Below are 25,961 nucleotides of genomic sequence, written 5' to 3' on the forward strand. Positions count from 1 at the left end.
TAAATCCACTATCACTACATTATAGAGCATTAGGGGTGCCCTTTCTTTTAGATCAGCTGTTGCTGAGCAAAAACCTCTCTTACCATAGAAACGGGCATATTGCCTGTGGCTAAAAATGCCTGGTGAAAAGCACGATCTAAAGCGTTGCCGGACAAAGTAGATTGCTGTTTTTTTATAAAATCTTGTTTTAGCTGCCAAACCAATTGATTGCCAACCAAATAACACATGGGGTAACCCCGTTCAGTCGAATACCAGTTTAATTCTGCTTGAACCCGTCCATCAGTAAAACCAGTAACTTTTTGTAAGAGCTCACCTGCTATGCTGAAAGGGTCATTGGTGGGTGTCTGTAAGGGAATTCCGACATCAAGAAACTGTTTGTTTCCGGTTAAGAAAAACAGGTCAATAGCCACCCGGGCGCCGATTCGGCAGATCTCTCGCTTGGCAATAAAACGTGCTTCATCGGTTAAGTCACCCATGTATCCTATGTCTAACATATAGTCTTCAAGCATAGTGGTCCAGCCTTCTGCTTGCTCTGGGGCAAAAATGATACGGCGAATTTTGCTGCTATGGGTTGTGCTGGTTGCTAGTTGTAAATGGTGACCAGGAATTCCTTCATGAATCATCATTACAGGAATGCCCAGCATATTATGCTCATCAATTATATCTTCCCGTAAAGTCAGGTGAATTAAACTGGTACGTGTGCCTTCTCGTAATGGTAATGGAGAACGCATAGCACCAGCAGGAATGACTGGTTCTAAAAACTTCGGCGTTTGCTCAATTAACATTTGCTGGTCAGCGAAAATAGGAAATAAATCATGCTTGTTAATGAAGTTAATAATTTTTTGATTTTCTTGTTTATAAATATCGATAATAGAATGGAGGTCGTTATTGGTAAGTTGAACCTGATAATGCTTATTTAAAAATTGGTGAAGTGATTCTGGAGTAGTCTCAGTGGGTAACTGATATTTTTTTATTAAGGTTTGGGAGAGTTCATCAATTTGTTTTTGGGTACGATGAAGAAAGTTAGCTGCAAGGGTTTTTAATTCATTGAAGGATAAGTCTATACCATGGTTATGTACTACTTGTTGGGCATCGCCTACCGATAATGCAAAGTGGTCGGTAGTGGGCAACTGGCTGAGTTGTCGCTGGTAATGGTTAAGAGCTGTATCGGCTTGGGCAATGTGTTTTTTTAGCTCATTTAAACCACTAAACTGTTGCTCAGTTGCCCAATCAGTAATTGCTTTGAACAGCGTAGGTAATACTGCAACGGTTTCCAGATCAATTGATTGCCAGCGTTTAACTGGGGTGTCTAAGCGAGCTAACATGCCATGTAAAAAAGTAGGGATATTCGCAATGCGGGAAGAAATGTTTTCTAGGCGGTCACTGGCAGATCTGGGATCATCAACAAATAAAGTAAATATCCCCTCACTAATGTCGTTGCCAGCCGTTGGGTGTTGAGCAATTTCTAACCTGCCATTAAAGCGACGTTGATAGCGATGCACGATTTTACTGAGATGTAACTCAGATAGCTGTAAGTCAGTGAGTTGATTGAAGTCTGTTGTTGTCTGTTTTAATTGGTTAATTTGGTTGATTAAGTTTTGTGCCTGTTTAGCCCTGGCAGAGCAGTTTTCAATTGATGGCTCAGGTAAATCGTTGAGGTTTTTAGCTAAACCAAGCGATAATGACTCATTAGGATCACTGGCAAGAAAATTGATAAGATCTGTTTCAAATCTTTGGTATTGTTCCATGTACTTTCCATTAGCGAGTATGAAAGTGCTTATTTACATACTTTTATCAGTAATTTTAAGCTGTTTGGATATAATACTTGCAATGTGGAATTTTAGCCAGTTATGAGCGTTGTATGACAGTTTTACTAAATATTTTTTAAATAGAAGCTGGGCATTATTGAAAGTGACGAGTTCAATAATGGTCAAGTTCACCGATATGCAGGACTTGGTATAGCCATTTTTATAGAAGACTAGCTGTATATGTCAGTTTAATTTGATCCTATTCTCTGTATGAATATGTTTAATGGTAAACTGATTTAAATCTGTGTTTAGAGTTGCCGCTCTTAGCCTAATTGTTTTTGGCTGTTGTGGTCGATAAGCATAGATATGGGAGCCACATTTCTTACAAAATACTCTGAATTTTCCGTTGGATGACTCAAATGCTTGAAGTGAATCCTCTCCATTAACGAATTCAAAGCTTGATGAGTCAATTGTTACGCCTATGGCGAATGCAGATGAGTGCGCTTTTCGGCAGGTTTGGCAGTGGCAACACTCTATGGTTGATATTGCTGTATTGACTTGATACATCACGGTACCGCAAAGGCACTCACCACGATACATGGTAAACTCCTGAGAATTAACTTATTTTGGATAAGTTAAACTACTTTTGTATTGATGTCATAATCTATTTACCTGCTTTCAGAAACATTTCTCATTTAGAATCTAACAGACCCTTGAGAAAGCTGGATTCCTTTTAATTTTTTGACTGTTTCCTCATTGAGAGGATTGTTATTTACCTCTACCAAAATGAACTTATGAACTTCAGGAAGCGTTAAAGTGGTAATGCGATTATTTATGGCATTTAGTGTTGATAAGTTGATGTTTTTTGATACATCAAGATCGCTAATTTTATTGGAGGAAATATCTATATGGCTTAGCTTAATATTATTTGAAAAATTAATCTTCTTAAGAATGTTACTTTCTATAGTAATTTCTTCTAATTTAGTATTATGTATAGTATTGAGGGTATCCAGTTTATTGTTAGATAGCATCAGTATTCTAATGTTAGAGTTACTGCTTAGATCAAGTTTGGAGAGTTGATTTCCCGAAAGGTTGAGCTCTTCTAACAATGGGTTCTTTGAAATATTCAGTTGTTGTATTTGGTTTTCAGCAAGGTTTATTTTCTTAATATTTGGAAGGTACTCTACTTCATCTGCATACATGATTTTCATATTAGGACAGTCAATAAACTCTATTTCTTTCAAAACTTGTTTTTCATTTTTAGCTAAACAGCGGTAAAAGTACTCATCTTTAAACCTGATATCTGAAACATATTTTAAGTTGGATTTTTGTGATGAGTTGGCAAAACTTATATTTTTAAATAATAAAGTAAGAAATATGGTACTAAAAAATATAACTAATTTTAAAATTTTGTTGCTCATAAAAGTATCCCTTTAGTATAATATATCCAAGAGTAAATATCATATTTTGTATAAGGTATGCATTGCCTTTCATCAAGATTCTTTTATCAAGAGTAGTTCAATAAGCATCCATCTCCATTAATAAATTATGGGAAGAATTGATAGTTATCAGTTAATAGTCCTTCAGTTATTTCTTATCTATTATTTAATTTTTCTCGAATATTACATCGGGTGTTAATTGTTTTGCTCGATAGTTACCTCCTTTTTGCGATATAAGTCTAATCCAGGTAGGTAAAGTGGGGCTTTATCTACTAATACTAATTGGAATAACAAAAATAAGACAAGTAAGGTGTTTAAATGAAGCTACTAATACAGATTTGTATCGCGCTAAGTGTAATTTTTATTTCAATTTCCAGCTGGGGGTATGCCAATAATTATTTAATAGGGCAGGCCAAGAGAGATATTACTGGACCTGCAGCAGAAGTGGTGATGTTAGGATATGCTAAAGCCGATCAAGTGGCGGCAGGGATTCATCAACGGTTGTGGGCTAGGGCATTTGTAGTCACTGACAGGTTTGATCAACAAAGGGTTGCTTTAGTGACTATTGATGCTGGCATGGTTTTTCAAGGCATAACCCAAGCAGTAGTACGGCAGCTGCGGCAAAAATTAGGTAATCGTTATAGCGACAGGAATTTGCTAATTACTGCCACTCATACTCACAGTGGGCCAGGTGGCTTTTCTCACTATGCGTTATATAACATCTCCAGCAAAGGTTTTATTAAAGAAAATTTCCAGGTAGTGGTAGATGGTATTACGGATGCTATTCTAGCAGCAGACCAACAACTTAAACCGGGTTATATTTTGTTGAATAAAGGTAAATTGACAGGAGCTAATAAAAATCGTTCTTTAGAAGCTTATTTGAATAATCATGACGCTGAATATTTTCCTGCAGAAGATCAGCAAATGACTATTTTAAAATTTATACGGCAAGGAAAGCCGATTGGTTTATTATCTTGGTTTCCTACCCACGCTGTTTCCATGTCAAATGCCAATAGATTAATTTCTGGTGATAATAAAGGTTATGCGGCTTATTTGTTTGAGCAGAGAATACAACAGCAGGTGGGTGATGTTGACTTTGTGGCAGCATTTGCCCAGTCTAATGCTGCTGATATGTCACCTAATTTAGCACTAGATGGTACAGGGCCAACCAAAGACGCTTTTGCTAATACACGTATTATTGGGGAGCGACAATTTAACAAAGCGTGGTCTCTTTATAAAACGGCTGCTATCCAGTTAACTGGGCCTGTTGAGTTTCGTCATCGCTATGTAAATATGGCTAACCAACAAGTGTTGCCTGAATTTACTGATGGTAAGCAACGCGAAACTTGTACTGCTGCACTGGGCTATGCATTTGCGGCTGGGACTGAAGATGGGCGTGGACCGTTTTCATTTAAAGAAGGGGCATTAAAGGAAAACCCTTTCTGGAAAGCAATTACCTGGATGCTTACCCAACCATCTGCAGCACTGAAGCGCTGTCAGGCGCCTAAACCTATTTTACTAGCTCAGGGAAATTTTAAGCCGTTTCCATGGAGTCCGGAAGTTTTACCTGTCAGTTTATTGCGAATCGGTCAGCTGGGTTTATTAGGCTTGCCTGCCGAAGTAACAGTTATGGCTGGACGACGCTTAAAAACGACAGTTAGTGTACAAGCACAAAGCTTATTTTCACACCTGGTAGTAGCAGGTTATGCCAATGCCTATGCAGGCTATTTAACCACCCAAGAAGAATATAATAAGCAGCACTATGAAGGGGGGTCTACTCATTTTGGTCCCTGGACGCTAGCTGCTTACCGCCAAGCCTTTGCTGGCCTGGCACAATCTTTAGTTGAGGGCTCAGATATTACTCATGAAAATGAGCCATTACCAAGAGATTTGGCTGCGCATCAACTCAACTTTCAAACTGGTGTTGTTTATGATCAGCCTCCACTCTTTAAACATATAGGGGATCGGGTAACAGACGTTAAAACTCAATATCAATCCGGTGAAACAGTAGAGGTGAGTTTTTGGGCCGGTCATCCAAAAAATAATTTGAAAACTGGAAGCAGTTATTTATTTGTGGAGCAACTAGTTCAGGTAAATGATAAGCAAATTTGGCAGCCTGTTTTTACTGATAATGATTGGAGCACCCGTTATCATTGGCAGAGAAAAGATCCATTATGGGGGACTTCAGTAGTAACAATTAGTTGGCAAATTCCTATTGATCAGCAACCAGGACGTTATCGTATCCGACACGAAGGTACATACAAAAAGAATTGGACTTATCAGTTGTTGGATTATCAAGGTACTTCAAGTGAGTTTGCAGTGGTTGCAAATAAACTTACAAGAAAGGTGAAGTAATAAGGCAACGCAAGGGAAGTTAAAATGTAACCAGGGGCGGTAATTTTAGGTCCCTGGTAATTGAAAGTAGAAAACTGAAAAGGAAGCTAGTGAACTAGAGCTGATTGCTACGGAAGCTTTGCAGTTCAGTCATTAGCCATTCCCTACTGGACATTGGGGGGTGGTCTTTACACAGCACATGATAATCTTTACCTGTGAGTGTACTTCGGCTAGCAGCTAGTTGGATAAAGCGCTCTGTGGTTTGAATGTCTTCTTTGAAATAGTCAAATTTGTTTTGAATATGTTGCGCTGCTTCAAGAGAGCTATGTCTAGCACCATTACGCATCATAGTGCAGGCAGAGTTTCTAACAAACTCAAGCAAGTGTTTCACTTCTTGTTTTTGTTCCAAGCCTAAAGCCTGGTCTTGATTCTTAGGCATCTCTGCCTGGCTATTGCTGAACGTTGGGATAGTCAAGCTAAACATAGTTATCATGAGTAATAGCTTATTGACTAAGTTGAACATAATGTGATCACCCTCTATTCAGTGTATTTAATACTCACAACTAAACCTAATTCACAGTTTATAAAGGTTGCTGATTTTCACCTTTAGTTTAGAAAAGATCAAATAAGTAGTTATGCGATTCTGTGAATTGATCCACTAAAAAATAAAATTAAACTTAAATGACTAACAAAAAAATAGCTGTTGCAACCCTAGAGATAAATATTTCAATCGCTAATCTGTATGTTTGTGTTTACTGACATTGTTTTTTCTATTTCTATCCATAACGACGAGTCGTAGTGAATAGACTATGAACTTATTATCAGTGTGAATTAGATGAGCTTCAAACAATAATTTTGCTGTATTTCTTAGCTTTTATTATGCCAGAGTAAACAGGTTATTTGTGTGCAGTTATTAACCTAAAACAGCTTTAACTGGAAGAGTTGTTTATTCTGTGATAAGCACTTGGTTATTATTTGGTAACTGTTACGTTGAGTTAGTAACTGATGTGTATGAATTTTGGTACTTTCGTTTTTTATTTTATTGTAATGCTTTATCCATGTTAATTTATTAATATACAGGCTACATATTCAGTATATTGATTGGTTTTTTACACTGAATAAATTGATGCTTCATTTTTAATTAGGTAGTTTTCGTTTTATTTCCTTCAGGGCTGAGTAGTGTGATACAGCCTATTATAAAACTGTGCTACAGCAGTTTTTTTCAACCGATACAGGGTAGCAGGTCGGTTACTGCCATAGCGTTTTTCACCAGTATCTTCTAATAAATCTTCATTTAAAAAACGGTTGCGAATTGATCGCATGGGGGGGGTTTTGCCAAGAATAGCCAGAAATACATCACTGATATCTGCTAGAGTGAAACACTCGGGCAATAAATAAACAGGTAAAGAAGTATATTGCACTTTATTTTGCAAACGCTCTAATGCCAGAGAAATCAGTTGGTTATGGTCAAAGGCCAAGGGATGCCCAATAGTGTTACCTTGTAAGTTTAACCAGCGAGTATCAGGAAGCAGAGACTGATTCACTGCACTACCTGGAAACAATGCATAGTACATCACCGTAATAGACCAACCTCGGGGGTCTCGTTGCTGATTACCGACTGTTTGTACTTGCTCTAAGTAAGGGGCGGTTGTACCTATCTTTGCAACCAATTTGCGTTGAGCTGCTGCATCCAAGTCATTATCTTTGCTGATATCAATAAACCCACCTGGTAATGCCCACTGTTCCTTTTCTGGATGCTGGTGGCGTAAACAGGTTAAGACTTGGAGTCGGTGGTTGTGAAACCGAAACGGTACTATATCCACTGTGCATAATGGCACATCAAAATCTTGAACATTGTATTGAGCAAGATATTCGGCTTCTGTAACTTGAGAGTGATCAACCATCGTGTCTAAAACGGCTTATTGTCAATGTTGCTACCTGTTTCAGTATGGAAATACCAATACTGCTGTGTTTATACCATCAATTTTGATTACTGCAAGTTAAAGAGCATCTCTAGTAATTGTTTAAGGTCTATGCGTAAGCTGATGGGGGCTTGAACATTACGATAGCCACAAATTTACGCCATCAGCGATTAATTTCATTATAATGGCCGCTTTTTGTTATTTGTGTGTTAACAGGCCCTAACCCTTTAAAACCAATCGGGCTTAATTTGATCAAAAAGTAACAAGTTGCTTGACTTGAAAAGGAACCTAATTCACTATGTTAATGAATTAGGTTCTTTAAGAAGGTGGGTCATGGTAGAATATGACATGATTAAAAATGACACTAAAGAAGCGAAACAGGTTGCCACTAAAGCCAATGCTAACGTTGTGACAACCGCTGTAATCAGTGTCGGCCCTAAGCATACGGTGGCTTCATTTGATGTAGATGCACAAAATTGCTTTACACCAGTTTGTCCTAATGAGCTGCCTGTACCAGAAGGTACTGACATAGTGGCAGAATTGAACCAACAGGCAGAATTAGCCCAATATCGTTTAGGGTCTAAAGATGCCCACTCTCCTCAGGCAGTTTGGGTTGCTGATCAAAATCATCCACCGTTAAGTCCGTTAAAGGGCAAGAATGTTGATGTGTATTGGCCCCTACATGCCGTACCTGGGACAAAAGGGTTTACACTTATTGAAGGGCTGCCTGAAATAACTGCCTACGATTTTTTTGTTTGGAAAGGAATTGAGCCAGATATGCATCCTTATGGTGCTTGCTATCACGATTTGACCGACACTAAAAGCACGGGTGTCATTGAATACCTATTGGTGCATAAGGTCAGAACTGTGCTGGTGGGTGGGTTAGCTTTGGATTACTGTGTTAAAACAACTGCGTTACAGCTGGCCAAAGCTAAGTTTCAGGTGATTGTTAACCTGGCGGCTTGTCGGGGAATTGCAGAAAACAGTATTAATGAAGCGCTTAATGACATGCATAAAGCGGGCATTTTACTTATAAAGTCAGCGGCACAAGTTAAGATCAGTCAGTAAGGAATAGCCCATGTCCCGATCAATTATTAAAACCCCTTTGGATACCGATTTATACAAATTTACTATGCAGCAGGCCATGCTGCATCAGTATCCAGAGGCAGATGCTGTTGTGTGCTTTAAATGTCGTAGTGACTTTGACTTAAGGCCATACCTTCATGAAATACGGGATGAAGTAGAGGCTTTATCTGAACTCTATTTCCGTGAAGATGAGCTGCGCTATTTAAAACAACTGCGGTATATAAAAAAAGATTATGTCGATTATTTGCGCTTATTCCGGTTAAATCCTAAGCATGTAAGAGTATTTATTGAAGATGGCCAGTTGGCGATTACCATTCATGGGCCATGGGTTCATATTACCCATTTTGAAATTTATATTTTAGCTATCATCAGTGAGGTGGTAGCACGTAATAAGTATCCTGATGTGGACTATAACGAAGGGCGTCGTCGTCTTTATGAAAAAATAAAAATGATTAAGCAGGCTGCAACGAAAGTTGATTTGTCAGGTTTTAGTTTGGCTGAGTTTGGTACCCGCCGTCGTTTTTCCAGAGAATGGCAGTTTGAGGTTGTTGATATTTTAAAGCACGAGCTGGGTGAATATTTAGTGGGTACCAGTAATGTAGATTTTGCCCGTGAGCTTGAATTGTCGCCAATTGGGACCATGGCTCATGAGTGGCTACAGGCCCATCAGGCACTAGGGGTGAGACTAATCGATAGTCAAAAGGCTGCTTTGGATGCTTGGGTAAAAGAATATCGGGGTGACTTGGGTGTCGCGCTAACAGATGTGATTAGCATGGATGCATTTTTACATGACTTTGACATGTATTTTGCCAAACTGTTTGATGGGATTCGCCAGGATTCTGGAGATCCGATTACCTGGGGTGAAAAAGCAATCGCCCATTATGAGCGGTTAGGTATTAACCCAAAAAGTAAAACCTTAATTTTCAGTGATAGTTTAGACATTCCACGAGCACTTGAAATATACCAGCACTTTGCCAATAGAATAAATGTCAGTTTTGGTATTGGGACTAATTTAACGAATGATTTAGGCTGTCCAAGCCTAAACATCGTGATTAAAATGGTTGAGTGCAATGGTCAGCCAGTAGCGAAATTATCGGACAGTACTGGCAAAATTATGTGCCAAGATGCAACCTACGTGGAGTATTTAAAGCAGGTTTTTCATTATAACGGACCTACCGTTTAAACTAGTGCAGAATGAATCAGTAACAGTGTAAACGGCAGCACTGAATAGTTAGGTTGTAAATCTTGATATTGTACAATTTCATGCCATGCTTATTGGTACTTATACTCGTAATAGAAGTGCCAATTATGAACACTAAAAAAGTAATCAATCTGTCACTAAAATACCCTCGCATTACCGTGCGTACCCTCGCTACCTTAGCTGCTATTGGTGACAATGAAGGCAGCTCAGTTTCTGAAATTGCTCAACGAATGGAGGTTGGTGAAAAAAATGTAGCCACCACGATTCGGCGATTAGAAGAGGGTAGAGCAGGAAACCCTGACGAGCAGCTGATTCGCGTAAAGCAAAATGCTAAAGATAAAAGGTTTAAACTTATTTATCTGACAGCAAAAGGCCGTAACATTCTGAAAAAACTGTAGAGCCTGTAGAAATCTTCAGGCCAGATAAAAAAGCCCCGTTAATGATGGGGCTTTAATTATTTACTGATTAATTCATTGTTCAATATAGGTATAGGTTAGGGAAGCTCATCACTACCACAGCCCTCTCCATCAGATAATGGCTATGGGAGTTCTGGTAATGGGTCTGGTTCAGGCTCTGGAAAATCTGGTAATGGTTCTGGTTCAGGCTCAACAGGCACTGGTGCAGAAGTGGTGAGCGGAGCCGTTTCCACATGGGTAATCACATCCACTCGCTGTGGTCTAATTCTGCTCATACGTTTTTCCAGCGGGGTTAAGTGATTATATTGGCTTTGTTTGTTGCTTCTGAAAAAATCAAACGGCACTGTAAAAGCAGCAGTCAAAACGTTGGTTTCTTTATTGACATTGTCGTGTTGGTATTCCGCCCCTAAGGTAACGCTGCTACCAGGGATACTGCTGACAATATTGGCGATATCGTATTCCAGCCTGACCCGACCGCCAGCAATATGCTCGGCACCATTTGCATCAAAATAATAGCTGCCACCATAAACGCGCATTTGGTTATCGTCAGTCTCATCCCAAATGGGGAGTCGATAACCCACCTCAACATCTGCACCATGATAAGCAAATTCCTTGCGAATTTGATTGGTAGCTGTATTTCTGCTGACTTCTTTTTCTTTATCACCTATGGGAATATAAAAATTAAACCTAAAATCCCAGTCGAAGGAAATGACTTCAGCACCAAAGTTGAGTTGATAAAAGTCATTGTTATGTTCGGTGCGTTTATTGCCAAGAAAACCGTAGCCACCAACAGCCCAGTCTTCATTAATGATTTCTCGGTAACCATAACCTGCTTGTGCTTCAGAGAAGTCATCTTTGGCCTTCGCCAAAATATTTAAATATGAAACGCTTGAGTCATCTTGAACTACAGGAATAAAGGAATTGAAGTCACCAAATGAGCTATCGTCGGTATAGGCTCCCTCACCTGATAACCAGCCATCCCATTTATTAGTTGCTTCCTCTGCAAAGCTATTAGTACAAAGTAAAGTAGTACTAACACTAAAGACAATTAATGCTTTTTGTTTAATCATATTTACCAACTGCTTGGTTACTTCTGAGCCTACTCACTACTTATTTTGTTGAAGTGAAGACTATAGTATTTAAATCATCCATTTAAAAAACTGTCGTAATCTACACAATATAAAACCATTAGTCAAAAACAAGCTTTTGGTCAAATAACGGACAGTATCACAGGCCAGATTCCCTAATTAAAACAGCAAACACTCTATTATAAATCCGAGTGATTAAACTTTGTGCTTTGCCCACAATTTTTACTGAACCTGCAATCATTTGAGGAGGGTAATGAGGATAATCAATCACTTGAAAAGTAACCTGATAAATTGGTTGCTCTGGTATAGCTTGATTATTTTGATTTATTCGTACGGCGATGGACCCACCAAATATTGACTGAAAAAAAGTTTGCTCAAGTAAAGGTGAGTTAATAGTACTTACCTGATTTAGTTTAACCATTATTGGTGGTAGCTCAGGTATTTCTGGGTAAAATATCCCTGACTTAGTTTCACTCAACTGATTACGTATTGTTGCTGTACTATAACCAGTCAAATAGGAACGTTTCGGTGTAATGAGTTGACCTAAAGCATATTCAGAGTTTACCCATTGACCCATGTTGGGGGTAGGATAATGCCAGTAGAGTGTTCCTGTATAGGGGGCTTTTAAAACTAATAAATCTTGTTTTTGCAGTAAGCCTTGTAACTGTTGTTTAGCTTGAGTCAGTTGTTCTAAAATCAGGGCTCGGTTATACAACTGCTGACTATTGCTAGTCGTTTGGCGCAATTGCTCTTTTATATGGCTAATCTTTAATCGACTAATATTGATTTGATGTTTTAATAATGGGTTTTCTAGAGTGAGTATCGGATCACCTAAAGTAACCTGTTGTTGATGATTGGCATGTATCGCAGTGACTCTTCCTGCAGTAAATGCATACAACTGCTGATTTTGTTGTGGCAGATAGAGTGCTGGAATAAGCTCAGACCAACTAAAAGGATAACCGAGTAAAACTAATAAGGCACAGAAAATAGCAATAGGTAACAAGCATTGGTTCGGCTTTTGGATAAATTGCTTTAATTGCCACCACTGTTTTAATTCAAGCAGAATGGGGCGTAAAATTAACCAGTAAACTTCTGCTAAAAATAGTGCGATACCTAAAGTTTTAAAGAAAAATGCATAAACTAGCAGAGCAATACTAAAAAACACGACTAATCGAAAAAGCCAAGTTAACCAGGCATATACCACCAGTAATCGAATAGTAGTAATTGGAGCTTGAATGGGGCAAGGCTTGGTTAAGCCTAAACAGAGTTTACGTAGATACCATTTGCCGCAAATAAAGGTTTTGGTTTGCAAGTTGTCAATGGCTAACCAGTCAGAGAGTATATAATAACCATCAAAGCGCATAAAAGGGTTTAAATTAATAATTAATGTTAATAATAGCCCGCTAGTTGCGATAAAGGCTGCACAGTTTTGTAAAGGGCCTGCGGGTAGAAAATGCCATAAAAACAACATTAAACCAGCAAGCATAACTTCAGTTAATACCCCAGCTCCATCGATAATAATTTGCTGATTGCGATTAACCAAGCGCCAACTGTGACTGCTATCTGTGTAAAAACGTGGCCATAATAAAATAAAGGCAATACCGATACAGTTAGTCCTGCACTTATAGTATGCAGCAGCAAAAGCATGACCTAGCTCATGAGCGAGCTTGGTAAATAGTAAGCAAACAATCAATAAAAGTACACCAATAGGTTGATTTAAATAAGAGAAACTATTAATAAAAACATCCCATTGCCTATAAATCCAGAAGCTTCCAATGATGGTTATTATCAGCCAACAATAAAATAAATAGGGGGATAGGCACTTTTTTACTAATGGTAATAATGCTTGAATGAACTGGTCCGGCTGCCAAAGCGGTATTTTCCAGCATAGATAATGTTTGAAGAATTGAGTGAACGGCTTGTTATTACTAAGAGAAAATGTCTCGTTAACAGGAGTAACAAGTTGATGTTTGATTAAAAAAGATTTTACCTGGTTAATTTCAGTTGTGGAAACGTTAAGGTTTTTTAGAATAGAGGTTATTGCAGTCGATGAGACTTGTTTAGATAGGTGTTGGATAATTTTATACATACGCCAGCTAATGCGAAAATATTGGTTTTTAGCTGGATCATAAAGTGACCAAGTTGGTGCGCCATTTATATCCACTGGGCCGTTGAAAAACTGCAGATCTTGACGCAAGCGGGTTGGTTGCAAAGCTATACTCCCAGAAACTGTCTTATAGCTGTAATGGGGCGCCTGAATAAATAGTAAAATAATGAGACTGACGTGCTGTACACTTTGGCTGTACCTTTTAAGCCAATCTGGGCTATCCCTTGGTAATCATTTAATGATGCGGTAAGCTGGTAGCTTAATCCTGCGATAGGGTGAGGCGAGGCTGAAAAGCTGACTTTCTGTAAAGTTGCTTGTAATGGCTGGAGTGGCGCTGCATCTAAGAACAGTTTAATTTTGCTGTTATCTGGAAGTAATGTATAGTCTTTTACGGGTACATGGATATGAACTATTAAATCATGGGGATCACTAATCGTCATCACTTGTTGGCCAACTGCAACAGGACGACCTTGCCAATCATTTACGGAGGAAAATTGTACGATGCCTGTCTGAGTAGCTGTTACCTCTGCTTCAGCCAGTTGAGCTTGGGTAAATGTTGATTCAGCTAAACGTAATTTCGCTTCAGCTTGATAAAGAGCAATATTATTTTCAGTTAGTGACTGCTTTAAAGACACCTGTAGAGCTTGATGATAACGGGTATAAGCTAGGTTTAATTGTTGTTGGCTAATAGCAAATTGATTCGCAAGATCTGTTGTTTCGAAGCTAAACAATTTTTGTTGAGTGACTACCGTTTGATTAGGGGTAACCCATAGCTGTTTAATTACACCACTAATAGGTGCGCTTATTACTGTGGGGGCTCGCGAAATAATTTCTGCAGGTGCCGTAATGGTTAGGCTGACAGGGTAGCAAAACAGAAGAAGCAACATTATACAACAAACAATTACCTTTTTGGGGGTTATCCAAAGTAGCTGTTTGTCTTTGATACCTAATGCTTGGAGACCATGTCCATAAATAGTGGTGAGATGACTTAATAACCTTTGTTCAGAAGGTTGCCACTTTATTTTAGTCCTGCCAAGCCATAATCCCCCAACCAACTTGCCCGTTGGTAAATAAATAGGTTGATAAAGTACATGAGGTACTATTAAGTTTTGACTGTTAATATTGTTAGTATTTAAAAGTTGTTTGATGTTTGGGTTAAGTTCAGTTTTTTTAAAAAAGTTGGGATGATTGTGAGTGATGGTTTTTATTGTACAAGCCAAGGGGCTATGAACATCTACAACAGATGCATTAGCTATACTTACTAACCTCCATTGGCAATGTTGGTAAAAAACCAAGAAGGCTTGATCATAAAGTAATAGTTGATTGGTATGGTTAACGATAAGAAATTGTAGGGCTTTAATAGATTTTACTTGGCGAACCTGATTTTCAAGTTTAACTAGTCGAGTTAAACTAGTTATATATTTTGTGTTTGGTTGTTTAATGCCAATATTTAAATCACTCATTTTATTAATGCAGTTCCACTCATACCGACAACAAGTTGTTTGTTGTTGTACTTACGAATCTGAGCAAATGCACGATAAGTCTGGCTAACGGGATCAATTGTGGGGCTAATTTGAGTGATACTGATGAGAATTTGCTGGTGGCTATCATCAATCTGAAAAATAAGTAATGTGGAAGGTTTGACTTGAAAATAAAAACTGTCAGGAATAATCAACTCCACAGATAAATGTTGATGATCGATTACTTCTATAATAGCATCACCAGCTTTAATGCTTTGATAAGGTTGGGCTAGCAAGCGAGCTACTTTGCCAGAAAAAGGCGCTTTTATGGCACAGCCCTGTACGCTGATATTCGCTTTGGTAATATTTGTATTAGCAATGTCCACTTCTGCTTGGGCAAGGGCAACTTCCAATTGTCCAATGGCATTATGCTTCAGCAGTGATTGGCTGTTTTGATAATGTTTTAATTTAGCTCGGTATTTTGCCTTAGCTGCTTGATATTCTGCTTGATAATGGCGGCAATCCAGGGTCATTAATAAATCACCTTGCTGAAAAGTTTTACCGATACTCAGCGGCAGCTGCATAATTTGTCCACCAATCTGTGAAGAAAGCACTACTTGATGCTGAGATTTGATAATACCTCTAATTAAGGAATGTTGTGCTAAAGGTGTATTTATGTCGGGTAATTTTTGCTGATAATCCAGGTTTTCAGTCGTGGTAGATAAAGCCGGGTTGGGTGGCATGTTTATTTGGGGGCCTGTTGCAGTTATAAGCATTGCAATGGAGAAGGTTAATAATATATACATTTGGCTTTCAATTAATTGGGTTCGCAGTGATTATGTTATACCTTAAGCGTAGGGTTTTTTAGGGGAAACCATCGAACAACAAATCCTAAAAGTTGTTTACGAAGGATATGTCGCCGAGGGTTTGCATTTTTTGCTCTATACTACTAGCCCAACCATCTAAGGTATTATCTGTAACGGTTTTAGGTAAAACGTCAATACCAGAAGCAACTAATAATTGGCCAAAGGTATTGTGTACGTCAGCATAACTGAGATCTCGCCTTAATTTTCCAAGTAAATGGTTAAGTTCAGCTCTTAATAACTCATTTTTACCCAGTCGATTTTTTTTAGCATTGACTCTAACATGGTGGACAATTTTTTGCTCAATCTCACTGAAATGACTGGATGCTTTAAATTCATCAATAGCTTGATAGTATGCCTGCCAGGAAATATGTACTTGGGATAATACAGCCATGTGCATGGCCAGTCGGTTAAGTTGAATAATATTTTGTTTTTCTTTTGCAGTTTTTAGGCGACTAAGCTGGGAGAAAGTGCCTAATAGGTTATAACTGATATCAAATCCAATATCTCCCCAATGTTGGTTAACTAAAAAATCATTACTGTTATAGTGGCCAGCTGCTTGTAATTTTAAATGGGGGAGTAGTTGCAACATTGCAGCTTTGGTTTCAGCAGCTGTAATTCGCTCTTTGTATACTTCATTGATTAATTCTGGTCGATGCAACAATGCATATTGCTCAAATTCGTTAAGTGTCATCGGCGGGTCTGGTAGCCACATAGCATTCGCTGCAGGCTCTATCACTTGAATATTACTGCTTGGTAGTACATTAATTAGTTTAGCCAACTCAGCTTTTGCTGGAAGTACGTTTTTTCGTAAAATATGCAGCTCACGAATAATTAATAAAATATCTCGTTGATAGCTCAGGGCAGTATAAGGTGACTGTAGTCTTTTTTTACGAATAACTTCGCTGTCTTTCAGAGCGTTTTCCGCCTGAGTCATAATCTTGTCGATATACTTCATAAGACGCTGTTGGGCGACAGTCCGCCAGTAAGCAGAGCGCACATCCAGCATAATTTGATGAGCAATTTTACGAATGTGCTCTTTGGCCATTAAATAACGATCAGCTTGCTGTTTAGCACGTACATAAGATAAACCAAAGTCTAATACACTCCAGGTGAAGGATAAGCTGGCTTCAGTGATCTCTTGATCAGTGGATGTCGATGGTTCTAGGGTTTCAGTTCCGGTTTCGATTGACTCACTGGATGACGCATTTATATTCGATCGATAGTTATAACCCGCTTGTGCGGTAAGTTTTGGCAGTAGCTCAAGTCGGGCGGTAGTTAGCTCTTGAGCAGAAAGGGCCCCATGTAACAAATTAATGCGGTGATTAAGGTTGTAACGAATCGCTCTAGCCATTGCATCTGATAAAGCAAGGGGGGCAGTTAACGGTTGTTGATTCGCCTGTAATGCTGACTGGTCTTGACTTAAACGCTGCTGGTGTTGTTTGAGGGTGATGGGGATAGGGTGGATACTACAGCCACTTAATATTAACACTATAACAAATACAGCAATAGTTTTATTCATTTCATAGCAGCAAGCAATAATGAATACATCTAATCTACTACTGTAGTATAGCATTTAAATGAAAAAATTTTGCGCTGTTATTGCGCTGATTGTTGCTGATAGTGAACTTCACCAGTATGAGTATTAATAGTGACCTCTCGCAATACAATATCACCATTGGCTAGCTTAACATTTATTTTTAATGAAATTTGATCTACGTCTGCAGGTGGTGACCCGTTAAATGTACCTTTATTATTATCAAAGTGAAACCAAACGGGCAAAGCAGATCCATCTATTAGTTGAGCATTGTAACCTACCACTTGTTGGCCTTTCAATTGGTTGGAATGTTCCAAAGAGCCAAATAATCCTCTGCTGTCAGCCTTAGAGCTAACAATCAAAAATTCGGATGCTTTTAAAGTAGACTTTTCAAGCTCAACGATAACCGGGCGTTGGATTATTTCCTGGTCAGAGGTTGGACTTTTGTTAAATAAACTGTTAGCTGTGCGGGTAGTATCCGGATTTTGGTGGCCAATGGAATGATAGTCTTTGGTTGCATTCACTATGTTTATTGGCATCAAAGGTTGATTAACGATAGTGGTAATGTTCAGTAGCTGTTGCTCATCAGTAGAAGTAGTTGTTAATTCTTCATCTACTTCTTTCAAAGGCTCTTCTGGTAAAATATCAATGTCCAGCTTCGTTTGGGTCGAAATGACTAATGCGGGGGCAGTTGTTTTAGCGACTTCAATATTAGCATTAATACTGGGGCTGAATCCCCCCTTACCATCGGTTAACTGAAACTGAATAGTACGATTTCCTGGTAAAGGTAAAGTTTCATTATTAGAAAAAGCAATATTTTGCACTAAAGCGGAAAGAGCTGCTGGTGTAGCCTGATTATTTAAGTTAATTGTCAGAGGAATGTTTTTGCTACCACCAATGAAAGTGCCAATGGTGACCCCAGAAAAGTTGATTGAACTACCTGAAATCTTGATTTGATTGAGATCATTGCCTGTCGAACGAATAACTAGCTGGTCATTTTGCTTATCGCTGCCTGTTAATAGTTGTACGGTTAATCGACCGCCTGAAAAATTAGCATTATCAGGGTCTACAACAATAGCATTTTGCCTTGTGTCGATGGGAAGAAGACCTGAGCCTTTTAAGTAGATTTGACTATCGCCACTTAAATTCTTGATTATTGGTGTACCATTGACATTAACTGTGGTTTGGGCTGGAACACTATTGCTACCATTGCCATCATTCAGTGTATATTGAATCGTGCGATTACCGGCGGTAGGGTTGCTGGTATCGGTATTTTCGTAACTGATTTGTTTGACTAAGGCTGAGGTGGCTGCAGGAGTGGCATTAGCATTGAAGTTAATTTGCAGGGGAATCCCTCCTGTGCCACCTGAAAGGGTGCCAATAGCAGTACCACCAAAACTGACAGTGTTGCCTGCCACACTAATTTGTCCAATCCCATTGCCTTGGGACCGAATGACTAATTGATCTTCCGCATTGTCATTACCAGCGGTAAATTGTACTGTTAAATTGCCGCTATTAAAATTTGCATTATCGATATCCACGACATTAGCATTATTACCTTGGTCAATTAATTGGGTACCATCACCGCGATTATAAGTAAAGCTATCACCATTAAGGCTACTAATTACTGGCGTACCATTGACATTAACAGAGGCTTGTACTGGGAGGCTAATGCCGCCATTGCCATCATTTAGCGTATATTGAATCGTGCGATTACCGGCGGTAGGGTTGCTGGTATCGATATTTTCGTAACTGATTTGTTTGACTAAGGCTGAGGTGGCTGCAGGTGTGGCATTAGCATTGAAGTTAATTTGCAGGGGAGTCCCTCCTGTGCCACCTGAAAGGGTGCCAATTGCAGTACCACCAAAACTGACAGTGTTGCCTGCCACACCAATTTGTCCAACCCCATTACCTTGGGACCGAATGGCTAATTGATCTTCCGCATTGTCATTACCAGCGGTAAATTGTACTGTTAAACTGCCGCCATTAAAATTTGCGTTATCGACATCCACGATATTAGCATTATTACCTTGATCAATGAGTTGGGCGCCATCCTCGCGGTTATAGGTTTGGCTATCACCTCCTATGTTATTGATGGATGGGCCTTGATTGAGAGACGAAGCAATTGTAAAAACATCACCATTAGCTATGTTGAGGTTATCGAATGTCAGATTAGTGCCATCATAACTAGTTGCTGCAATAGTGTTGACGGTGCCTGTAGTAAAATCCCCATCCCCATCTGTATCAACTAATAAGCCAAAATCACTAGTTACTGTACCGGTAGTAGCAATAGTGCTTAGATCAAAAGAAAAGTCAACTGTGCCAATATCACCCGTTTCCTGTACTTTCCATTCCCTGGTAATTCGTTGATTAACGCCTAGCGGCTTATCAGTAGTGGTTTCAGTGAGTGATCCATTATTATTACCCCAAATAAAAAAGTCACCATTATCTTGTGAAGAGGCGCCACTAGCAGTAAGGATGCTATCTGAATTAATTGATTGTGACTGGGTTTGATCAAGGGCGGAATTGTCATCTTGACCTAGGCCGGCGACATCATTATGAAATGTTGCATTATTTATAGCATTCCAAACGATTGTACCATCAGAAGATTTATAATCTCCTTCTATTATGGAGCCATCACTATCCGTTGTATCAAGCGTTGTACCGTATTTAATAGCAAGATACGACTCTACCTGTTGTTTATTAGCAAGTGATAAGTTGGTATTGTAAATAATAATTTCAGCCAGGTTCATGGTGGGGGTCACTAAACCTATTAGCTCTGGAAAGGTACCTACAGCTAAAGTACCAGATTGTGTTGGATCTGCTGTTGCTGTAGGAATAGTGGTACCTTTTTCTAAACCATCCACAAATAAACTATTTAAAGCAGCTGACGTAACGCCTGTGATAATATGGTAATTAGTTGAAACAGTATTACTAACAATTTTATTGGTCACTGCATCGGTTGGAAAGTCCAAACGAGGGTTGTTAGGGGCTTCATATTCAATACTTATTCGGTTATCCCCAAACAGACCATTGATTTGCTCCCACTGTATGACAACACCTACTGATGTAACGTTTACTACAGCAAAAATAGTATTATTAGCAGCGCTGATCAGGTCAGTGCCGGTGACCATGGTTTTTGTTAAATAATCATCAGATGCCCCTGATGAATCAAAAAATAAAACGGGATTAAAATTGGCTGCATTTGCATCATTACTATTTAGCAAAGTAGGCTTTTGAGCATCCAAGGCTTGAACAACCGTATTATCACCACCATTAACACTTTGGTCCTGCCATGCAGACACCAGGCTGCCAGCTTCAGTAACACCTGCATCTGCTTTTAGCCAGGTAGTCAGGCTGCCCCCATCAACATTGCCTGGTGCAGCAAGTGTATGTGCATAATGTTGACGAAATTGCGCGGGAAGAATGGATGGGTGTTGATTAATTTCACCCAGTTGATATTCCAGATGCCAGTTGCCACCTTTTGTAGCAGCACCAGTAATATCTGTAGAGGCAGCAATGTCTGCGCCAGTGAGTTTGGCTAATAAAGCGATGGTATTTTGCCCTACAATGGAGCTTGCTACATTGCAACCATAAATGAATATATCTGCTGTATCATTGAGTTTGGTGGCTAACAACTTAAATTGATCGGTATAAAGCTGATTAATCGTTAATTGATTTACAGTGCTATTACCTAAGATTAATTCACCGGGTTTGCCATGACTGAAAATATGAATAGCCTCTATAGTATGGTGATTGGATAGTGCTGTATTAATAGTTTCTAGACCATCTTGATTAGCGGGGATTGGGTAAACACTGATATTGTTGTCTAATGAGTTAATAATATCCTGGGCGTTTTGCAGGTTTAAATCTACAAATGCAACAGTTGTGGATAATTCTGGATTTACTTGCTCCAGAGCAGCTAGTAGTGCTTGATGCTCTACTTCTTGATGAAAGGCATTAGGTTCAACTTCTGTATTAGTTTCGTTAGCAATCTCAAATTCAACAGCCATTGCACTATCAAAAAGCAGCCGGGGTTCCAATAACTCAATGTATGGGTTGAAATCAAATGTAGGGAGTTGATTTGTAATTTTTTTATTAGTTTTTTTCATAAAATATACAAAATACTACTTCTATTTATACTACATCTAGTCTGAATAGTTCATCGGATATTAAAGACTATAACCACGTAGACTAAACAGTTTGTTTTATTTTTGATAAGACTTGATGATTGTAAGGTTTGGAACCCTATACTCGATGTATATATTAGTCTGCATGAACGAAAACTGCTATGGTAATAATAGTAATTATGACAAACTGAGTGTTAAATCCTCATAATCCATTACTTGGTCGGGTTAGTCTGTTATTAGATGTCTATGCATCTATTTACCAACTTATTTCGTTGGGCTGCCATTCTATATACGGGTGGTGAATTTTTTGGGTTATTGCTTGCAATGTTCCATTTGCTTTGAGTTTACGCAATGCATTTGAAATAATACTGTCAATTTCTTTTTGTTTGTCTCCCTTTGGGATTACAACTGATGATTCCCATTGATAATAAAGCTCTCTGCGAATATTGGTCATTCTACTTTTTCGAATATAGCTATCTACTGCGTCTTGCTCCATAATGTATCCATCAATTCTACCATTCGCGAGCATTGTGATCCCGCTTTCTATTGTCGTTAATTCCTGCGTTTTGAATGGAAAAAAGTGAGTATGTCCCATCATGGTAGCAAGGGAGTATTTGCTGATTTCACTAGATATTGCTGAAATAATGAATACTATCCCTCCGATATACAAGAAAGTGACTTTGACTAAGTATCTTCTGCTAAAAAATAGTTTCACACTAGCTATTAACTGGATGGGCCTGTGGTAAAAATTCAAGGTATTGATTTAAGCCCTCGATAGCCAGATCTTTAGAGTCATAGGGACCTAATGTTTTACCCTCTCTTGTATAGAAATACCAGCCATCTTGTGTTTGTAAATATCGACCGTGGTGTTTAACAAATAAATTGTCAGCCTCATTTTTTCGAAATAATGGCACAGTACCACCTCTTTCAACTTGCTTTTATTTTAAAAATCTTTCACATAGTAAAGTATTTAGTCAGAATGCCCAAAATCTTTGCTATTTGGTGCAATATCTGGGCTAGTATCACTAAGTGATTGATATTTAATGTAAACAAGGTCTGGCTTAATAGAGAGTGTAAATTATTCTGTTTAAAATATTTGTATATGAGAAAAAGATTACTTTTTAATGATTAGGAGGTAAAACTTAATATTGCCGTTGGTTTAGATGTTAAAGAAGTGATATCTGAAATTTAATTAACAATTAGGTTGGTATTTATATAGATAAACAAAAATTTGTAAGCACCTACTTTCTGGGTGGATCGTTTTTATATTTAATACATAAGTCGAGTAGACGGCTATGGATTTTTTTGATAGTTTTCTGAGGAGCTGCTGAGAAAGCAGTTGTTAGTGCTTTATATTTAAAATACTTAGCCTGGTTTATATGAAATTGTATTAATAAGCTAAGTTATTGCGAGTCTTTTAAAAATCAATAAATAAAAAAATCTAGACTCAAGCGAAGGACTTTTTTTAAGAAAAAAACTGCTCAACAGCTATGCTTAAAAGCTATTCGCAGAAGACTAGACCTAAGGAGAGGTTATGTTAAAAAACATGCTATTATCCTCAGTTGTTGCGCTTGCTTCAGCAACCACTGTTTATGCATCAGATTTTTTGGATGAAACAGAAAGCTCGGCTAGAACTTGTTATGGTACCTGGAAGCTGTCGTGTGAAACTTCAGATACTTGTGGTAGAACCACTGCTTATCAACAAGGCTATGTGACTGATGGAGGCTGTTTTGTAAATTGGGGGCCTCACAAGTCAATAGGTTGTTCTAATCCTGGGTATAAGGCAGTAACTGTAGGTAAGAGCGGTGACGACCGTATGACGGAGTGGTATTTTAACTATACTAATCGTGGTCGTTGTCCAGTGAAAGCAGTAGTTCATACCCCTGGAAAGAAAGTTAGTGTATTTAAGGTTGAAATTCAATAAGTCCAGGTTTACTGTGACCCCTTCCCATATCTAATAAGCTTAACAACACAGCTGGCCTTGACGTCAACTGTGTTGTTAATAGCTTTGATTTTCTAATTTAATTTCATAATAAACATTGCGTTCCTGTGTTGCCAGGGTAGGCTATACAATGTAGCAGACAACAGGTAACAGTAATCTATGGTTGGATATTGGCAGCGAATTCAACAACAAGGGCAGCAGCTTTTAAAGCGTACTTTAGATCGACACCTCCGCCTGGCGGTAACAGGGCTAAGCCGCAGTGGCAAAACTGCTTTTATTACATCATTAGTCAATCAGCTTTTAGAAGGGAGTTATAGTCAGCAGTTGCCTTTTTTTGAGGTTGTTCAAGATGACCGGTTATTAGGCGTACGGCGTGCCCAGCAGCCGCATCCGGAAGTGGCCAGTTTTCGTTATGACTTGGCGTTACAGTCGTTATCGGGTGAGGCGCCAGAATGGCCTGAGCCAACCAAAGGGTTAAGTGAAATACGGCTAGCACTGCGTTTTTTACCCGCTACAGGGATATCCAGTTGGTTGTCTGAACCAGTAACTCTGCTATTAGACATTATTGACTATCCTGGTGAGTGGTTGTTGGACTTGCCGATGCTAGAGCAAAGTTTTCTTAGCTGGAGTGAGCAACAGTGGGCATTACTTAATCAGTCACCAAGACAGGCACTTGCCAGTGATTGGTTAGGCCGTGTAGCTGCATTGGGTTTTACTGAAGCTGCTGATGATCACATTATTAGAGAGCTTGCTGAACAATATACAACACTTATTCAACGGTTCCGAACAGAGTTAGGACTCCATTTTTTGCAGCCAGGTCGTTTTTTATTGCCTGGTGAAATGAAAGGTGCGCCTATATTAAACTTTTTCCCAGTTCCTGTTACTTCACAAGATAAGGTGAGTAATGAATGCTTATTAGCAGAATTAACCCGTCGTTATAACAGCTATTGTGATCAGGTAGTGAAACGTTTTTATAAAGAGCACTTTGCTCAGGTTGACCGACAGATTGTATTGGCCGATTGTTTACAACCATTAAATGCAGGCTCTGGTAGTTTTAATGACTTACAGCTGGCATTGGAACAAATTGCTGAAAGTTTTAACTATGGTAAAAGCAATTTTCTCACTCGGTTATTTTCACCGAAAATAGACCGGCTGTTATTTGTTGCAACCAAGGCGGACCATGTGACGCCTGATCAACATGGACATATGGTGGCTTTATTAACCGAGCTGGTCCAGGGTATTAAACGTCATGTACGGTTTGATGGTATTACCGTGGAATCAATGGCATTGGCTTCCATTAGAGCAACGCAGGCTGGCTTCTGTGATTATCAAGGTAAGCAGATACCGGCAATTGAAGGACATCAATTAACTGATCGAAGCTTACTGACATTGTTTCCTGGTGAAGTACCCAGCTCGCCGCCAAAAACTGATTATTGGGAGAAAAAGCCGTTTCGTTTTGTGGAGTTTTTTCCTCCAGCCAAGCAACTAAATCAACCGCTCCCTCATATTAGGATGGATCAAGCATTGGATTTTTTATTGGGGGATAAACTGCAATGAGCAAACAAGATGAACAATTAAATCAAGCTATTCATTTTGACAAACCACTGGCTGAGCAACAACAATCCGAGAAAGTCGAGCAACGCTTGGACTTTACAGCTGACCAGTTTACTCCGAAGCTAGAACAGCCAATTGAGCAAGCTTTACCGGTGGCACCTCGATCAACAAAGTCACCGACCGGACGTTGGTTATTAATTGCTGCTGGGTTGGTAGGCGCTGGTGCCTTAGCAGAATTGACATGGTTTTTAGTTGAGCAGTGGCAGCAGAGCCGTTTGATAGCAGTCACCTATACAGCAGGTTTGGTACTATTAGTGACTTGTTTTGGCAAGGTGATATTTGGTGAATTGCGTAGTTTATCCAAGCTAAAAAAACTGCAACAGTGGCAGCGAAAGGCGAATCGTTTACAACAAAGCGAACAGCAGGGGGAAGCTATACGTTTTGCTAAAAGGCTAAGTCAGCAGAGTGGTTACCAGGCAACTGATGGGTATCAGCAGTGGGTTAGTACTGTAAATAGTAGTCACAATGATGCAGAGGTAATTGCACTATATAGCCAAATGGTGTTGAAGCCATTGGATAGCCAAGCTGAGCAGGTGGTATATCGCTGGTCATCAGAAGCAGCATTATTAGTGGCAATTAGCCCACTGGCCATTACTGATATGCTGATTTTGGGGTGGCGTAATATCAAAATGATCGATAAGTTGTGTGAGGTTTATGGCGTTAAACTAGGCTATTGGAGCCGTATTTCTCTGATTCGTACGGTATTTCGCAACATGGTTTATACCGGTGCCACTGAACTTATTGCGGATATTGGTATGGATTTATTAGGAGCAGAACTAGCAGGTCGGGTTTCAACTCGATTCACTCAGGGAATGGGAGCTGGCTTATTAACCGCCAGACTAGGTTATCAGGCAATCAATTTGTGTCGACCCATTCCTTTTTCCGTTAAGCAAAAGCCTCGATTAAAAAGTATTTATGGACAGTTAATGATTTACTTAAAACAGCAGTTTATGGATAACTTGCTGGCAAGTGTTAAGCCAGGCAATAAGCAGTCATTAAGTAAGAAAAATGATGAAATGAGAGGGGCTAACCAAGATACTGAATAAATAAATGGTTTTTAGCAAAGAAGGTTTA

General features: G+C 39.0%; 20 protein-coding genes. 7 read left to right on the forward strand and 13 right to left on the reverse strand.

Features of this window, described 5'->3' with window-relative positions; all coding sequences use genetic code 11:
- Positions 1–47 precede the first annotated feature (47 nt).
- The 3 genes from G4Y78_RS08955 to G4Y78_RS08965 form a co-directional block, all read right to left on the reverse strand.
- Positions 48–1,748 carry a DUF885 family protein gene (locus tag G4Y78_RS08955; RefSeq protein ID WP_163832696.1) on the reverse strand — a complete coding sequence of 567 codons (1,701 nt, stop codon included), beginning with the start codon at positions 1,746–1,748 and terminating at the stop codon, positions 48–50.
- 243 nt (positions 1,749–1,991) lie between these two features.
- Positions 1,992–2,348, reverse strand: a complete 357-nt coding sequence (locus G4Y78_RS08960; protein WP_163832697.1) for a GFA family protein — start codon at positions 2,346–2,348, stop codon at positions 1,992–1,994.
- 95 nt (positions 2,349–2,443) lie between these two features.
- Positions 2,444–3,169 (reverse strand): leucine-rich repeat domain-containing protein, encoded by a 726-nt coding sequence (locus G4Y78_RS08965; protein ID WP_163832698.1) that lies wholly within the window; start codon positions 3,167–3,169, stop codon positions 2,444–2,446.
- Between the two features lie 336 nt (positions 3,170–3,505).
- Here G4Y78_RS08965 and G4Y78_RS08970 point away from each other — a divergent pair, with 336 nt between their 5' ends.
- Positions 3,506–5,542 carry a neutral/alkaline ceramidase gene (locus G4Y78_RS08970; RefSeq protein WP_163832699.1) on the forward strand — a complete coding sequence of 679 codons (2,037 nt, stop codon included), beginning with the start codon at positions 3,506–3,508 and terminating at the stop codon, positions 5,540–5,542.
- A gap of 94 nt (positions 5,543–5,636) precedes the next feature.
- Here the strand turns inward: G4Y78_RS08970 and G4Y78_RS08975 are convergent, their stop codons facing one another.
- Positions 5,637–6,044 carry a DUF5329 family protein gene (locus G4Y78_RS08975; protein ID WP_163832700.1) on the reverse strand — a complete coding sequence of 136 codons (408 nt, stop codon included), beginning with the start codon at positions 6,042–6,044 and terminating at the stop codon, positions 5,637–5,639.
- Positions 6,045–6,687: 643 nt separating this feature from the next.
- Positions 6,688–7,425, reverse strand: coding sequence for an NUDIX hydrolase (locus tag G4Y78_RS08980; RefSeq protein WP_163832701.1), 738 nt, complete (start codon positions 7,423–7,425; stop codon positions 6,688–6,690).
- A 351-nt stretch (positions 7,426–7,776) separates the two neighbouring features.
- Here G4Y78_RS08980 and G4Y78_RS08985 point away from each other — a divergent pair, with 351 nt between their 5' ends.
- The 3 genes from G4Y78_RS08985 to G4Y78_RS08995 all read left to right on the forward strand — a co-directional run bounded on the left by G4Y78_RS08985 (position 7,777) and on the right by G4Y78_RS08995 (position 10,128).
- Complete coding sequence (locus G4Y78_RS08985; protein WP_230425720.1) at positions 7,777–8,511, forward strand: isochorismatase family protein; 735 nt, start codon at positions 7,777–7,779, stop codon at positions 8,509–8,511.
- Between the two features lie 10 nt (positions 8,512–8,521).
- The gene (pncB, locus tag G4Y78_RS08990) at positions 8,522–9,712 is read left to right on the forward strand and encodes a nicotinate phosphoribosyltransferase (protein WP_163832702.1); all 1,191 of its coding nucleotides are present in this window, start codon (positions 8,522–8,524) and stop codon (positions 9,710–9,712) included.
- A 125-nt stretch (positions 9,713–9,837) separates the two neighbouring features.
- Positions 9,838–10,128, forward strand: a complete 291-nt coding sequence (locus G4Y78_RS08995; RefSeq protein ID WP_163832703.1) for a MarR family winged helix-turn-helix transcriptional regulator — start codon at positions 9,838–9,840, stop codon at positions 10,126–10,128.
- A gap of 140 nt (positions 10,129–10,268) precedes the next feature.
- Here the strand turns inward: G4Y78_RS08995 and G4Y78_RS09000 are convergent, their stop codons facing one another.
- From G4Y78_RS09000 to G4Y78_RS09035, 8 genes are all read right to left on the reverse strand, one after another.
- Positions 10,269–11,216, reverse strand: coding sequence for an inverse autotransporter beta domain-containing protein (locus G4Y78_RS09000; RefSeq protein ID WP_163832704.1), 948 nt, complete (start codon positions 11,214–11,216; stop codon positions 10,269–10,271).
- 157 nt (positions 11,217–11,373) lie between these two features.
- Complete coding sequence (locus G4Y78_RS09005; protein ID WP_163832705.1) at positions 11,374–13,446, reverse strand: hypothetical protein; 2,073 nt, start codon at positions 13,444–13,446, stop codon at positions 11,374–11,376.
- 2 nt (positions 13,447–13,448) lie between these two features.
- Complete coding sequence (locus G4Y78_RS09010; protein WP_163832706.1) at positions 13,449–14,804, reverse strand: efflux RND transporter periplasmic adaptor subunit; 1,356 nt, start codon at positions 14,802–14,804, stop codon at positions 13,449–13,451.
- Positions 14,801–15,544: an efflux RND transporter periplasmic adaptor subunit gene (locus G4Y78_RS09015; RefSeq protein ID WP_163832707.1), complete on the reverse strand. Its 744-nt coding sequence runs from the start codon at positions 15,542–15,544 to the stop codon at positions 14,801–14,803. Before G4Y78_RS09015 ends, G4Y78_RS09010 begins: the two co-directional genes overlap by 4 nt.
- Before the next feature lie 148 nt (positions 15,545–15,692).
- A complete protein-coding gene (locus G4Y78_RS09020; protein ID WP_163832708.1) occupies positions 15,693–17,186 on the reverse strand; it encodes a TolC family protein in 1,494 nt (497 codons plus the stop codon).
- A 77-nt stretch (positions 17,187–17,263) separates the two neighbouring features.
- On the reverse strand, positions 17,264–21,313 hold the full coding sequence (locus G4Y78_RS09025) for a DUF4347 domain-containing protein (protein WP_163832709.1): 4,050 nt from the start codon (positions 21,311–21,313) through the stop codon (positions 17,264–17,266).
- A 274-nt stretch (positions 21,314–21,587) separates the two neighbouring features.
- A complete protein-coding gene (locus tag G4Y78_RS09030) occupies positions 21,588–21,827 on the reverse strand; it encodes a type 2 periplasmic-binding domain-containing protein (protein WP_408022082.1) in 240 nt (79 codons plus the stop codon).
- Positions 21,828–22,047: 220 nt separating this feature from the next.
- Entirely contained in the window at positions 22,048–22,245 is a 198-nt protein-coding gene (locus G4Y78_RS09035; RefSeq protein WP_163832711.1) for a DUF6316 family protein, read from the reverse strand.
- 620 nt (positions 22,246–22,865) lie between these two features.
- Between G4Y78_RS09035 and G4Y78_RS09040 the strand changes: the two genes are divergently transcribed.
- The 3 genes from G4Y78_RS09040 (at position 22,866) to G4Y78_RS09050 (ending at position 25,933) form a co-directional block, all read left to right on the forward strand.
- Positions 22,866–23,255 (forward strand): hypothetical protein, encoded by a 390-nt coding sequence (locus tag G4Y78_RS09040; protein WP_163832712.1) that lies wholly within the window; start codon positions 22,866–22,868, stop codon positions 23,253–23,255.
- A 177-nt stretch (positions 23,256–23,432) separates the two neighbouring features.
- Entirely contained in the window at positions 23,433–24,830 is a 1,398-nt protein-coding gene (locus tag G4Y78_RS09045; RefSeq protein WP_163832713.1) for a YcjX family GTP-binding protein, read from the forward strand.
- A complete protein-coding gene (locus G4Y78_RS09050) occupies positions 24,827–25,933 on the forward strand; it encodes a YcjF family protein (RefSeq protein ID WP_163832714.1) in 1,107 nt (368 codons plus the stop codon). Before G4Y78_RS09045 ends, G4Y78_RS09050 begins: the two co-directional genes overlap by 4 nt.
- The last annotated feature ends 28 nt before the right edge of the window (positions 25,934–25,961 follow it).

It is taken from the genome of Spartinivicinus ruber (assembly GCF_011009015.1).
Taxonomy (GTDB): Bacteria; Pseudomonadota; Gammaproteobacteria; order Pseudomonadales; family Zooshikellaceae; genus Spartinivicinus; species Spartinivicinus ruber.

Bases quoted from the DNA above. Each gene is read 5' to 3' on its own strand.
- G4Y78_RS08975 (WP_163832700.1), bottom strand. From the start codon at position 6,044: ATGTTCAACTTAGTCAATAAGCTATTACTCATGATAACTATGTTTAGC.
- G4Y78_RS08970 (WP_163832699.1), top strand. From the start codon at position 3,506: ATGAAGCTACTAATACAGATTTGTATCGCGCTAAGTGTAATTTTTATT.
- G4Y78_RS09020 (WP_163832708.1), bottom strand. From the start codon at position 17,186: ATGAATAAAACTATTGCTGTATTTGTTATAGTGTTAATATTAAGTGGC.
- G4Y78_RS09045 (WP_163832713.1), top strand. From the start codon at position 23,433: ATGGTTGGATATTGGCAGCGAATTCAACAACAAGGGCAGCAGCTTTTA.
- G4Y78_RS09010 (WP_163832706.1), bottom strand. From the start codon at position 14,804: ATGAGTGATTTAAATATTGGCATTAAACAACCAAACACAAAATATATA.
- G4Y78_RS09040 (WP_163832712.1), top strand. From the start codon at position 22,866: ATGTTAAAAAACATGCTATTATCCTCAGTTGTTGCGCTTGCTTCAGCA.
- G4Y78_RS08995 (WP_163832703.1), top strand. From the start codon at position 9,838: ATGAACACTAAAAAAGTAATCAATCTGTCACTAAAATACCCTCGCATT.
- G4Y78_RS08985 (WP_230425720.1), top strand. From the start codon at position 7,777: ATGGTAGAATATGACATGATTAAAAATGACACTAAAGAAGCGAAACAG.
- pncB (WP_163832702.1), top strand. From the start codon at position 8,522: ATGTCCCGATCAATTATTAAAACCCCTTTGGATACCGATTTATACAAA.
- G4Y78_RS08980 (WP_163832701.1), bottom strand. From the start codon at position 7,425: ATGGTTGATCACTCTCAAGTTACAGAAGCCGAATATCTTGCTCAATAC.
- G4Y78_RS09030 (WP_408022082.1), bottom strand. From the start codon at position 21,827: ATGGAGCAAGACGCAGTAGATAGCTATATTCGAAAAAGTAGAATGACC.
- G4Y78_RS09000 (WP_163832704.1), bottom strand. From the start codon at position 11,216: ATGATTAAACAAAAAGCATTAATTGTCTTTAGTGTTAGTACTACTTTA.
- G4Y78_RS08965 (WP_163832698.1), bottom strand. From the start codon at position 3,169: ATGAGCAACAAAATTTTAAAATTAGTTATATTTTTTAGTACCATATTT.
- G4Y78_RS09050 (WP_163832714.1), top strand. From the start codon at position 24,827: ATGAGCAAACAAGATGAACAATTAAATCAAGCTATTCATTTTGACAAA.
- G4Y78_RS09025 (WP_163832709.1), bottom strand. From the start codon at position 21,313: ATGAAAAAAACTAATAAAAAAATTACAAATCAACTCCCTACATTTGAT.
- G4Y78_RS09015 (WP_163832707.1), bottom strand. From the start codon at position 15,544: ATGCCACCCAACCCGGCTTTATCTACCACGACTGAAAACCTGGATTAT.
- G4Y78_RS08960 (WP_163832697.1), bottom strand. From the start codon at position 2,348: ATGTATCGTGGTGAGTGCCTTTGCGGTACCGTGATGTATCAAGTCAAT.
- G4Y78_RS08955 (WP_163832696.1), bottom strand. From the start codon at position 1,748: ATGGAACAATACCAAAGATTTGAAACAGATCTTATCAATTTTCTTGCC.